This is a genomic window from Grimontia celer (genome assembly GCF_900055185.1).
In the GTDB taxonomy this organism is placed as follows: Bacteria; Pseudomonadota; Gammaproteobacteria; order Enterobacterales; family Vibrionaceae; genus Enterovibrio; species Enterovibrio celer.
Genome location: NZ_FIZX01000001.1, coordinates 1,639,138 through 1,651,582, shown reverse-complemented (window position 1 = coordinate 1,651,582; position 12,445 = coordinate 1,639,138). Strand labels below are relative to the sequence as shown.

10 protein-coding genes are annotated in these 12,445 nt (G+C 47.2%); 3 read left to right on the top strand and 7 right to left on the bottom strand.

What is annotated here, in order from left to right:
- The first annotated feature begins 22 nt into the window (after positions 1–22).
- Entirely contained in the window at positions 23–799 is a 777-nt protein-coding gene (locus GCE9029_RS07275; RefSeq protein WP_062663161.1) for a TatD family hydrolase, read from the top strand.
- A 27-nt stretch (positions 800–826) separates the two neighbouring features.
- Here the strand turns inward: GCE9029_RS07275 and GCE9029_RS07270 are convergent, their stop codons facing one another.
- Genes GCE9029_RS07270 through GCE9029_RS07250 form a run of 5 tightly spaced genes read right to left on the bottom strand, consistent with a single transcriptional unit; the run spans position 827 to position 5,654 of the window.
- Positions 827–1,549: an aspartate/glutamate racemase family protein gene (locus tag GCE9029_RS07270; protein WP_197475330.1), complete on the bottom strand. Its 723-nt coding sequence runs from the start codon at positions 1,547–1,549 to the stop codon at positions 827–829.
- Entirely contained in the window at positions 1,546–2,361 is an 816-nt protein-coding gene (locus GCE9029_RS07265) for an ABC transporter permease (protein ID WP_062662181.1), read from the bottom strand. The genes GCE9029_RS07270 and GCE9029_RS07265 overlap by 4 nt, the downstream gene beginning before the upstream one ends.
- 1 nt (position 2,362) lies before the next feature.
- Complete coding sequence (locus tag GCE9029_RS07260) at positions 2,363–3,223, bottom strand: ABC transporter permease (RefSeq protein WP_062662178.1); 861 nt, start codon at positions 3,221–3,223, stop codon at positions 2,363–2,365.
- Positions 3,224–3,282: 59 nt separating this feature from the next.
- A complete protein-coding gene (locus GCE9029_RS07255) occupies positions 3,283–4,617 on the bottom strand; it encodes an ABC transporter substrate-binding protein (protein ID WP_062662176.1) in 1,335 nt (444 codons plus the stop codon).
- Between the two features lie 17 nt (positions 4,618–4,634).
- Positions 4,635–5,654, bottom strand: a complete 1,020-nt coding sequence (locus tag GCE9029_RS07250) for an ABC transporter ATP-binding protein (RefSeq protein WP_062662174.1) — start codon at positions 5,652–5,654, stop codon at positions 4,635–4,637.
- Positions 5,655–5,897: 243 nt separating this feature from the next.
- On the opposite strand from GCE9029_RS07250, the gene GCE9029_RS07245 reads away from it, so the two are divergent.
- Positions 5,898–6,593 (top strand): GntR family transcriptional regulator, encoded by a 696-nt coding sequence (locus tag GCE9029_RS07245; RefSeq protein ID WP_062662172.1) that lies wholly within the window; start codon positions 5,898–5,900, stop codon positions 6,591–6,593.
- A 74-nt stretch (positions 6,594–6,667) separates the two neighbouring features.
- On the opposite strand, the gene GCE9029_RS07240 is transcribed toward GCE9029_RS07245, so the two are convergent.
- Positions 6,668–9,448: a M16 family metallopeptidase gene (locus GCE9029_RS07240; RefSeq protein ID WP_062662170.1), complete on the bottom strand. Its 2,781-nt coding sequence runs from the start codon at positions 9,446–9,448 to the stop codon at positions 6,668–6,670.
- A 481-nt stretch (positions 9,449–9,929) separates the two neighbouring features.
- Here GCE9029_RS07240 and ptsG point away from each other — a divergent pair, with 481 nt between their 5' ends.
- Positions 9,930–11,363: a PTS glucose transporter subunit IIBC gene (gene ptsG / locus GCE9029_RS07235; protein ID WP_062662168.1), complete on the top strand. Its 1,434-nt coding sequence runs from the start codon at positions 9,930–9,932 to the stop codon at positions 11,361–11,363.
- Positions 11,364–11,444: 81 nt separating this feature from the next.
- Here the strand turns inward: ptsG and GCE9029_RS07230 are convergent, their stop codons facing one another.
- A complete protein-coding gene (locus tag GCE9029_RS07230) occupies positions 11,445–12,344 on the bottom strand; it encodes a LysO family transporter (protein ID WP_062662166.1) in 900 nt (299 codons plus the stop codon).
- Between the last annotated feature and the right edge of the window lie 101 nt (positions 12,345–12,445).

The following is a 12,445-nucleotide window of genomic DNA, read 5'->3' as shown; positions in this document are numbered from 1 at the left end:
GAAACCTACCGGAGAAAAAGACGTGCTAGTCGACTCGCATTGTCACCTCGACAAACTCAACTACGAAGATTTACACGCTGATGTAGGCGCAGTGGTAGAAAACGCCAAACAGCGCGGCGTAGATTATCTACTGTCTGTGGGTGTGACGCTGAAAAGTTTCCCAAAAATGATGGAGTTGATTCGCCCGTTCGATAATGTGTTTGCATCATGTGGTGTTCATCCGCTGGATATAGAAGAAGGCTTTGATTACGACACACTGAAAGCACTGGCTTCAGATGATCGTGTGGTCGCGATTGGTGAAACAGGTCTGGATTATCACTACCAGCCTGAACTGGCTGAAAAGCAGAAAGACGCTTTCCGTCAACATGTTCGTTTGGCGGTGGAGCTGAACAAGCCTCTGATCATCCATACCCGTATGGCACGAGAAGACACGCTGCAAATTCTACGTGAAGAAAATGCGCAGAAAGTCGGTGGTGTTCTCCATTGCTTCACCGAAAGCTACGAAATGGCAGAAGCAGCGATTGAGCTGGGCTTCTACATTTCTATTTCTGGCATTGTTACCTTCAACAAGGCGTCTGAACTGAAAGACGTGGTGCGTCGCCTGCCGTTGGAAAGACTGCTGGTAGAAACGGACTCGCCTTATCTGGCGCCTGTTCCATTCCGTGGCAAGGAGAACCAGCCTGCGTATGTGCGTGAAGTTGCGGAATATGTGGGACTGCTGAAAGGCGTATCTGGCGATGAAGTCGCTAAGGTCACCACAGAGAACTTCTTTAAGCTGTTTTCTCAAGCGAAAAAGTAATCCAATGAAAGGCTGCTAATGCAGCCTTTATTCAGCCAGTTGTTTTTTCTCAGGCAACGCGTAACTACAGATCTTGCTGGTGGATAGACCTATGCCAGAGAGCGCTCCAACCATCGCAATGGCAGCCTGCATACCATCAATAACAGGCACGCCAAGTTCTTCCTGTAGCTTTTTCTGCCAATGACTCATGCCCGCGCAACCCAGAATCAGCACTTCTCCATGAAACTGAGATAAAGCCGTTTGTGCTTTCTCCAGGATGCGTTCATACGCTTCCGGGTCGCAATCCAGGCTCAGCACCGGGATGTCAGAAGCAATGACGGCAGCGCAGTGGGCATTCAATCCGTAATTGGCGATGTTCCTTTTGATGATGGGTACTGAGCGTTGCAGCGTCGTCATGACCACAAAAGAATTGCCGAGATAGGTGGCACACTTCATTGCCGCTTCACCGATGCCGATAACGGGTTTTGAGCTGACCTCTCTAGCGGCATCTACACCTGTGTCATCAAAGCATGCGACAACATAGCCTTTTGCTGAACTGCCGTCAGATTCCAGTTGAGTGACGAGCTCTGTGAGGTGATAAGCCGCTTTGGTGCCATCGCTGAAACCTTCAATGCTGGGTGGCGAATCTTTGCAATAGTGAAAGCGAAGCGATTGGGTATCAGCGTTGTGATTCAGACTATCGGCAAGGCTTTGTGTCATCTCTACTGAGCCATTTGGGTTTATCACTTCAATCATGCCTGACTTCATCATAGATTTGCCTGTGTTTTAGCGCGTAAAGCGCGAACGGCTATCAATGTCAGAATGATGAGGGACAGCGAAATGAAGGTCGTCAGCGTGCCTAGCGCATACAGTACAGGTGTAGTGACATTGGTTGTCATCGCAAATAACTCTAAAGGAAGGGTATTGAAGCTTCCTGATGTCATCAGTGTTCTCGCAAATTCGTCGTAACTGAGGGTAAAACCAAACAAGCCTACGCCAATGAGGCTGGGAGCGAGCAGGGGCAGTAAAACGAAACGGAAGGTTTGCCATGAAGAGGCACCTAAATCATCGGAAGCCATTTCATAACTTGGATTGAAGCGGTTAAACACGGCAAACATGATGAGTAAGCCAAATGGGAGGGTCCACGTCATGTGCGCTCCAAACCCTGAACTGTACCAGTCGGAATTCCAACCCAAGCGATCAAACATCAATCCAATTCCCAGACTGACGAGAATAGAAGGAATGATCAGGCTGGCGAGCGTCACATAGAAAATTAAGCTGCTTCCTGCGAAATGACGTCGGAAAGCCAAGCCCGCCATGAGCGAGATAACAACAGTACTTATCATTACCGCAAAGCCAAGCCCTAAAGAGCGCAATAACGCTTGACTGAAATCGCCAACTGCTTGCTTCTCAAAGAGCTGGGCATACCAGTGAAGTGACACACCGCGCATTGGAAAAGTCAGGCCGCCTTGTTCGCCTTGAAAGGATAGAATGGCAATGGTGACGGTAGGGCCATAGAGAAAAAGAACAAAAAGAGAAAATAAAGCCGAGCAGATAAGGAAAGCTTTTCTGTTTTCTTTCATTTCATATCTCCTTCCTGATATCGACCAAGCGAAACAGAATCACCAACATGGTAATAACGGTAGCCAGCAGCACGACTGCGCCAGCCGCCGCTGCAGGATATTGAAGCAACGAAATCTCGTTATAAATCAGGATGGCGACATTGGCTTTAATCCCACCTCCCATCACTTTGACTGTAATGAAATCGCCCATTACCAGCGTGAAAATGAATATGCTGCCAATGATAATGCCGGATTTACACAGTGGGATGATGATATCAATAAGCACCCGGAAGCCATTTGAGCCTGCATCCACCGCTGCTTCAATCTGGCTACGGTCGATACGCATCATGCAGTTAAAAATGGGGACTACCATAAACATGGTGTATAGGTGGACATATGCCAACACGATGGCAAAATCGCTATAAAGCAGCCAATCCAAAGGCGCTTCGGTAATCCCAGCAGATTGCAGTCCGCTATTGATAAGTCCATTTCGACCCAGCAATGGAATCCAGGAGATCATCCGGATGATATTGGAGGTGAGAAATGGGACAGTGCATACAAGAAACAAGATGGTCTGCATGCTGTTACTTTTCACAAAGAACGCTAAGTAGTAGGCAACAAAGAAGCCAATCGTGAGCGTCAGTAGCCAAGTGATGAAGGCATACTTGAGCGTTTGCAGATAAGCCTGCCAAGTCACCTTGGAGGTCAGAAGATATTCATAGTTCTCGAAGATAAAGTCAGGGATGATCGAGAACTCGTTGTAGTCCCAAAAACTCACGATAACGATAGCGACAATGGGAAATACTAGGAAAGCCATCAGCATGGAAGCAAGCGGAGCAGCTTGCCAGTAGCTGTTGTTGGTTTTGAGTTTTGCCAATTGCATAGTAAAACCTTAAAAAATCAGGCTGGTAAGCTGGCGCTAACCAGCCTGAACGTAGCGCATTAGGAAACGGTGAATTCGTTCCACTTACGGATCATGTATTTGTTTTCATCCATGACAGAGTTCCAGCAAGCAACACTGCCCATACGATCCCAGTAAGAACCGCCATCCCGGACTGCTCCTGCTTTTTCCATCAATTGTCCGGTTGGGCTCAAGATGTCAGAGGTAGCCGCTTTACCATCAATCCAGAAGCCCCATTCATCTTCAGACATGAAGGCTTTTGAGGTTTCCGGTGCCGCGCTGTAGTAACCCTGACGATTGAGGTAAGCACCGACCCATCCTGATAGGTACCAATCGAGGTACTCATAGGCAGCATCGAGTTCAAGACCAGAAAGATGAGATGCTAAGCCAAGACCGCCACCCCAAGCGCGATAACCTTCTTTCAGCGGCTGATAAACACAAGGAATACCGCGGCTGCGGACGGCAGCGACTGCCGGTGACCACATGCTTTGAATGACGACTTCGCCTGAAGCCATCAGGTTGACGGACTCATCAAAAGATTTCCAAAACGCGCGGAACTGCCCCTGTTTTTTGGCTTCGATAAGCACATCAATCGTCTTGTCGATTTCCTCTTTTGTCATGTTCCCTTTGTCTACATAAGAGACCGCGCCCATCGATTCGCAGATCATGGCGGCATCCATGATTCCAATGGAAGGAATGTTTAAAATCGATGCTTTACCTTTAAACGCAGGGTCCATAATGTCTGACCAATTCTCGATCGGACGATTGATGAGATCTGGGCGGATACCTAAGGTGTCGGCATTGTAGATAGTGGGAATTAAGGTCATCCAGTCAGTGGGTGACTTGGCAAATGTGGTTGAATTCTGCCCTTCTACAAAGCCTACAGTATGCGGCGCGGTGCCCTGTGCGATAGGTGATTCCGGTGTCAGCTTTCCGTTGATGAAAAGCGGAGATATTTTGTCGTACAGTTTCAGCCTGGATGTGTCTAAAGGCTGCAATACGCGAGAAGGGAAGACCTTCTTACAAATCCAGTATTCAATATCAGCGATGTCATAGGAGCCAGGCTGTGTCACCGCACGTTGTGTGACGCTGTCAGAATCCAAAGAGGTGAGTTGCAGATTAAAGCCCAAATCCTCTTTACATTTCTCAGCAATCGCATTGAGGTTAGACACACCCGTACCAAATTGGCGCAAGGTAATATTTTTGATGTTCTGTGCCCAGATCATAGGAAAACCTGTGATAAGGCCACTACTTGCTGCCGCTGCAGTGGCGACGGCAGCCCCTTTAAGGAGCTTTCGGCGCGTTTTATCTTGCGGGGCGTTGGCATCGTTATCCGTAACATCTTGACTCTTGATTGCAGATTTTTCGTCTTTCATATTCCTTTCCTTGGTAACTAATGGGTAATGTTGAAAGGGTTCATCTGATCCCTCCGCCAGTTGAGGTCAACTTTCTGGCCGGAGGTAACAAGAAGGGGGTCCAATTGGCTTTCGGGGATAAAGCACATACATCTCTGGCCGTCACCGATGTCGGCCTCGACGAAATAGAACTGGGCCTGAAACTCCACATCGATAATTTCAGCAGCAACTGAGATAGTGTCGTGACAGGATTTTTCGTCCTTTGGGGTGATTTCGATATGGTCAGCGCGAACAGAAAAGGGTGAAGGGATATCTGACAGAGAAGGGCTGGGAACAATCACATTGTGACCACCGATAAAATCCGCAACAAACGCCGAAGCTGGCTTTTCGAAAATAGATTTCGGCGTGCCGCTTTGTTCAATAATGCCATCTTTCATCACCACAGCGACGTCGGCCAATGCAAAGGCCTCTTCCTGAGAATGGGTAACATGGATAAACGTCAGTCCCAATTGCCGCTGTATACGCTTCAGCTCCTTGCGCATTTGGATCCTAAGAAAGGGATCGAGTGCTGAGAGAGGTTCATCAAGCAATATGACGTCAGGTTTGCATATGAGTGCTCTCGCTAGCGCGATTCGCTGCTGCTGGCCGCCGGAAAGATGGGCAGGTAGTTTATGTTGATGCTCAATCATTCCTACAAGTTCAAGCATCTCTTTTGAAGCGATAGTTCGCTCATCTTTGTTGATGCCAGCGACTTTTAACCCGTAGGCGACATTCTCAAGGCATGTCATGTGTGGAAAAAGCGCATAGTTCTGAAACATCATCGCCGTGCCTCGCTGCCGGGGAGAGGCATGCGTGACATCTTTGTTGTTCAGAAGCACTTGCCCCGAAGACACGGCTTCATGACCTGCAATCATTCTAAGCGTGGTGCTTTTTCCACAACCGCTGGGACCTAATAAGCAGCAGTATTGTCCAGCCTCAATTGTCAGGTTTAAATCGTCGACGGCGAGGCTTTCACCGTATTTCTTTGTTAGGCCGACAAGACTCACTTTTCCTTTCATACTACTCTCCTGAAAAAGATTGCTAGCAATCTTGGAGAGGTATTCAGCAGATAATGTGCCAAGTGAGTAAAGTAATAATTATCAAAGAATTATTCGTTTTTATCTTTTTGTTTGGCTAGTTATTGCAACAAATCGGTGCGGATTTTCTCTAATGTAGTGCGTGATATTTGGCCGATAATTTAGAGGTTGGCGAGAAGGTAGAAATATGCAATCCTGAAATTGCTAACAATTTTAGAGGTGGCTATGGGTGTTCTGGGGCAATCACACAAAGAGACAGAAATTAACAGAATCATTGATGCTGTTAGCCAGGCTATCGGAGATCAGCGATTGCCACCAGGGACAAGGCTGGTGGAACACCAGTTAGTCGAAGCCTTTGGAGCTAACAGAAATCATGTCAGAGCTGCCATTCAGCGCCTCGCGCTTCGAAGGATTGTGACCATATCGCCAAACAAAGGCGCGAGTGTTTCCGAGCCCACACTTGAAGAAGCGAGCGATGTCCTGGCTGCACGAGCACTTGTGGAGCAAGGAATTATAGAGAACTTGGTTGGGCGAGCATCGGAATCGGATTTACTTCGGTTAACCAAGCATGTAGAGAAAGAAAAAGCTGCAAAGAAAAGCGGAAATCGCCGAGAAATCATTAAGCTATCAGGCGACTTCCATCTTCTATTAGCAACGTTGAGCGGAAACAAGGTTCTCGCTGAAATCCTCAATGACTTGATCACCAGAAGCTCCCTTATCATCGCGTTGTATCAAAGAGAGAAGCAGTTAGACTGTGGGTGTCATGACCATGGAGAGATTATTGAGGCGGTGGCCAGTGGTAACAAACTGAAGGCTGTTGAGCTCATGAAATCTCACCTTAACCATATCGAAGCAAGTCTCAATCTTTCATATTGGAAAAACAGAACGGTGGATTTGGAGAGTATTTTTACCGATACCTGAGCTTATCAATAAGAACTATCTGTAGACTGGGTCAAGTGAAAGAAAAAGCCGGGATAACTCCCGGCTTTTCGCATTTATGGCGCTGACGGCAAATTTGTCACGTCTATCCGGATGGCGGATTTTGACGTAAATGCTTTCAGATATTGGTTTATATCTTCTTGTGTTAATGCGTCAATCACGCTGTCAGGGTCAACCACTGCTAAAGGATCAGCGTCCGCCAGCACATAATTAAATATCATGCGTGCCTGCTCTTGAGGTTGTGATAACCCATCTTGTAGTGCATGAGATAACTGCTTGGAGGTACTGCTGAATTCCTCTGGTGTTGCACCATGTCCAATAGAGTCGGCAATCTCATCCAGGGCTACCCGTGCCTCTTTTCGTTTTATGACTGAAGAGCTCATGACAATAAGCAATTGCTGAGTATCTGCACCTTCAGGCCACATCACAAACGAGTAGGGAGAGTAATCTAAGCTCCCTGTCTCTCGGACTTGTTCCGTCAGGCGAGCGGTAAGAATGCGTCCCGCAATATCAGCCAGGAAGTAGTCTTTGGTGGTTTTAACCTCAGCATCCCGGGCGAACATGGTAAACAGCTCCACATTGTTACCTGCGGGACCAAAAGCAATGGTGAATTCGTCTTTTTTCGGCTCTAACTTCACGTCATAGAGGCCTTCAGACGGCAAGTCTTTGAACGTCATGCCGGCGAGATAAGTTCGCGCAAGAGGTTTGAATTCATCGATAGGGATATCTCCGGCGATGACATACACAATCCCTCGATTGGTTTTCATCAGGTTGTCGTAAGCCTTTACCACATCATTAGCACCGACCTTTTCATAGTCCTCAGGCGTAAGAGTGTGGCGAACTGAATTCTCATCATAGATTTCATTTGAAACAGCCATCAGAGCTTTACCATCAACGGACTCGAGGTATTGACGGTTATTCTTGATGAATTGCGCTTTATGGCGTTCGAACATCTCTTCATCCAGCGTGGCGTGCTGGAAGCCTTGGAACATTGAAGCAAGTACTAAGGGTAAAGAGGCTCTGGTGGAGCTACCATAAAACCCATGTAGGTGTTCCCATACCATAGGTTCTATATAGGCATTCTCTTTGACCATCAGTCGGTTGTAGTCATTGAACGACAATCCGCCAAGACCACTTTCAGAATAAGCGCCCGGCATCAACAGACCCGCAGGGCGCAAAGAGGGCGGAAGCGCCGCCAGGCCACCTTTAGAACCGGCATATACATGAACATCATCGCCTGAGTTTGGCATGTGTCTCAGGTACACAGTAACGCCATTGCTGAGTTGCCATTGGGTAGTGTTGGCATCGAGATCTTGTATCGCCACGATCTCGCCAGTTTTGTCAGGCTGAGGGAAGTCCGAAACAACGTCGGGCAGAACTAACACATTGCCGGTTTGATTGAACGCCTTTTGCATATCAGCAACCAAAGCCAGCTGTTGCTGCTTTACTTGCTCAGTAGGGTAGATGTGATGTTCTAATGCAACGAGCGATTGAACATCATTGGTCGTGAGCAATGATTTGAGTTCTTTATTGAACCAGGCTTTATCTGCGCGGTTGACGAAGACGGTCGACAATGACTTGTAGGTCTCCGGTGACAAAGTCTGCCTGCCTATCATGCGGAAAAAGACATGGTCTTCGGCATAGTCGCGAGCGGTATAGTTGTCAGCGAAAGTTGACTCAAGCTTCAGGAAGTCACTGGTTTGAGCTTCAACTTCCAGAGTGCTCAAACCATGATCACGTAAAGTGGCCAACTCCTCGCCAAGAAACAACATAGCTTCCTGTTGCTTTGGTGTTTCGTAAGAAACCTGAATGCTGAGGACCATGCGTTCAAACCACTGAATCAGCTGAGCATGGGTACTTTGTACAGGAGCATTTAGGTCTCTTGCGCGGTCATTCAAGCGTGTGCTGATAGCATTCGACAAAATACTTGCGGCAGCAAAATTTTCAAAGTCAGCGGCTGTCTCCATTGGGTTTGCGCCCAAATCAAAGAGCAAGGTCGTGGAGGGGAATGAAACGTCATTCACCCGAACGATACTGTTTTCTCCACGGCTTAGCGGAGAGGCTTTATGTATTGGAGCGTGTTGATCTGTCGCCGTCCAAGTGGCGAAAAGTGCACTTATCTCTTGGATGGTCGACGCTGCATCGACATCACCTGCAATGAAAATTTCGCTGCGGCTAGGTGTGTAGTGGGTTTGATAGAAATCTCTTAATCGATTTTCAGAGATATTTCGGATGCTATCTTCGTTACCAAGGACATCCTCGTCGACGTTATATAGCTGTTCGGCAATCAGTCGATAGATTTCAAAATCGGCGCTGCTTGCGTCGCTGTGACCCTGAAAAGAAAAGCGAAACTCCCCTAACACAACACCTTGTTCCTTGGTGATCTCTTCGGATTCCAAAGTCAGTGAAGTAGCGATTTCCCGATACCAGGCCAGAGTATCAGAGAGTTTTTCATTGGAGGGAAGGTCTACCTGGTAGACGGTATGAGTGTACGAAGTAAACGCGTTGAGATGTTGACCAAAAGCCACACCTTCGTCGCCAAACAGCGAGACAACTTCATTTTTAGGGAAGGCTTCGCTGCCATTAAACGCCATATGTTCGAGGAAATGGGCGTAACCCTTCTGATCATCAGCCTCGTCTCTGGACCCTGTGCGAACCATGAAGCGTGTGGACACAGCCTCACCCGGCACTTCTTTAATATGAACAACAAGTCCATTTTCTAAAGTGGCTGACTGCCAGCTCTCATCAGCGGTAAAAGGCTGATCAATGAGGGTGCTTTGACACCCAGTTAAAACAACGCCTAAGAAAAAGTATACGAATAGTCTAATTGTTCTCATCTTTATTCCTGTCAAGCCAAAGCTGAAGGGAAAATATACGGCAAACTGTTGTGTAGAATGAAAATCACTAAAGGTGTTTGCGATCTATACAAAATACTAATGTATGGAAGTGAAAATTTAACAAATACAATAAGATAAATGATATATCTCTCTGTAACGATGGGGCGTCGATTATTACTAATTTCGTTACATTAAATAACTTATGGGGAAGAAGAATTTTGTTGAACGAAGATCAACCAATGTTTGGTTTTAATTAACTAAAGTCCTGTTAAAACAGGGAGATAGGCAGTATCAAAACTGCTATCCTGCTGGTTTTGTGTGTGATCTATATTTACTTTCTGAACAACTAAATCGTGTTACGTAGTCACTGTAACTGAGCAGTCCTATATTACTCAGCGAATACAAAAAAAGTTACTGGGTTGTCGAGAACTCGCATCGATTTGAGTTTAAAAGCAACTCAATATTAATCAGGAGCGTTTTTATGTTTAAAAACCTGTTTGCGAACATGCAAAAAGTCGGTAAGGCGCTGATGCTGCCTGTATCGGTTTTGCCGGTTGCGGGTATCTTGCTGGGTGTTGGTGCTGCCGACTTTAGCTGGCTGCCTTCTGTTGTTTCACAAATCATGGAAAGTGCCGGTGGTTCGGTATTTGGCCAAATGCCACTGCTGTTCGCAGTAGGTGTTGCACTTGGCTTTACCAATAACGACGGTGTTGCGGGTCTAGCAGCAATCGTTGGTTACGGCATCATGGCTGCCACGCTTGGCGTTATGGCACAAGTGATGGGTGTAGAGAAGATTGATACTGGTGTGCTTGGTGGCATTCTGGTTGGTGGTGTGGCTGCTTGGGCATTCAATCGCTTCTTCCGTATCCAACTGCCTGACTACCTTGGCTTCTTTGCGGGTAAGCGCTTTGTTCCAATCATGACCGGCTTCTGTGCTATTGGTCTGGCACTGCTGCTTTCTGTTATCTGGCCACCAATCGGCGCTGCAATCGGTGCTTTCTCACACTGGGCAGCTAACCAGAACCCAGTAGCAGCATTCGGTATCTACGGTATCGTTGAACGTTCTCTTATCCCATTTGGTCTGCACCACGTCTGGAACGTACCTTTCTTCTTCGAAGCGGGCTCATGTGTGAACGCAGCGGGCGAAGCGCGTACTGGTGTACTGACTTGTTACCTGGAAGCAGACGCGGCGTCTCGCGCAGCGGGTAATGGCTTCGGTCAGCTGGCTGGTGGCTTCATGTTCAAGATGTATGGTCTGCCAGCTGCAGCGATTGCAATGTGGCACACCGCGAAACCAGAAAACCGCGCGAAAGTGGGTGGTATCATGGTTTCAGCTGCGCTGACTTCATTCCTGACGGGTATCACCGAACCAATCGAGTTTGCATTCCTGTTCGTTGCACCAGTTCTGTACGTTATCCACGCAATTCTGGCAGGTACTGCATTTGTACTGACCAACTTGCTGGGTATGGTTCACGGTACGTCATTCTCACACGGTCTGATTGACTTTGTGGTGCTGTCTGCGAACTCTCAGAAAATGTGGCTGTTCCCAATCCTGGGTCTGTGCTACGCAGTGTTCTACTACATCGTATTCCGCGTTGCCATCGTTAAGCTGGACCTGAAAACTCCAGGTCGTGAAGACGAAGATGAAACTACAGCAGCGGCAGAGGGTTCTGAATCTGAAATGGCGAAGAACTTGGTAATGGCTTTCGGTGGTAAAGACAACATCACTGGTTTGGATGCTTGTATCACACGTCTGCGTGTCGCTGTGGCAAGTGTTGATAAAGTTGACCAAGACCAACTGAAGAAACTGGGTGCGGCTGGCGTAGTAATGGCTGGCGGCGGTGTTCAGGCTATCTTCGGTACCAAGTCTGACAATCTTAAATCAGACATGGATGAGTGGATCCGCAACAACTAATTGAAAATAGCGTTCCCCCTCGCTATTAAAAAAGGAGAGCTTCGGCTCTCCTTTTTCTTTGTCATCTCGTCGTGTCATTCATCACAGAGCAACAAAGAACAGCATGAGTATTGGAACTAGTAAGCTCAGGATAAACCCACTGACGATAGCAATAGGTACACACTTCACGCCGCCTGTGGTTTGAATAATTGGAAGAGTAAAGTCCATAGAAGTTGCACCACCGTAACCGATAGCGGTGAGAGGATATCGGGCAATAAGCAGAGGAATAAGAATAATTGCGACAAGCTCGCGGGAAAGTTCCAACATAAATGAAGCACCACCATAAACAGGGCCAAGCGCATCACCCATCAAAATACCCGCCAGAGAATACCAACCAAAGCCTGAAGCCATCGCCAAACCATAATTATATGGAAGGTCGAGAGTCCATGCTGCGAGAAGCCCACCCAGCCAAGAAGTAATGATGACTATCAGGGCAACGCTCAACCCTTTCTTATTCAGAATGATTTGTTTCAGCGTCATGCCACTGTTACGAAGCTGAATACCAATCAGGAAAAGAAGAATAAGCAGAATACCTTCGCTGGTAGGGTCTACCCAATCCAAAGGAATCGGAAGAACTAATCCGAGAATGAGGCCACCACCCACGACAAACACCAGTTTGACGGACTCCATTGCCATAGCAGAAACCGGTACTTCACGTTTGTGCTGTTCGGTCTTGGTTTTCAGTACCTTGTCTAAAAGGGGCAGGGCTAAAAGGTTACAGATACCGATACAAAAGAAGAAGGTGACGGCGAGCAGTAGGATCTGATTGAGATTGCTGGAAAGGTTATCCAGCCCTGCAAGGCTCAATCCCATCAAACCCAGGATGACAAAGACCAAACGAGATGTAGATCGGTTGATGGTTTCGAGCAAAGAAGCACTTTTGATCGTGATGAAATAGCCAACAACCAAAGGTAGAAAAATGTAAAGCATGCCGGGAAGCATTTGCGTAAGACCCTATTGATAAAAAAGAAATCGCGACGAGATTATCAGTCGCGATCCAATAAGGTCAATCTATGTGCGGAAACTGGCGTAAAGTTTTACGG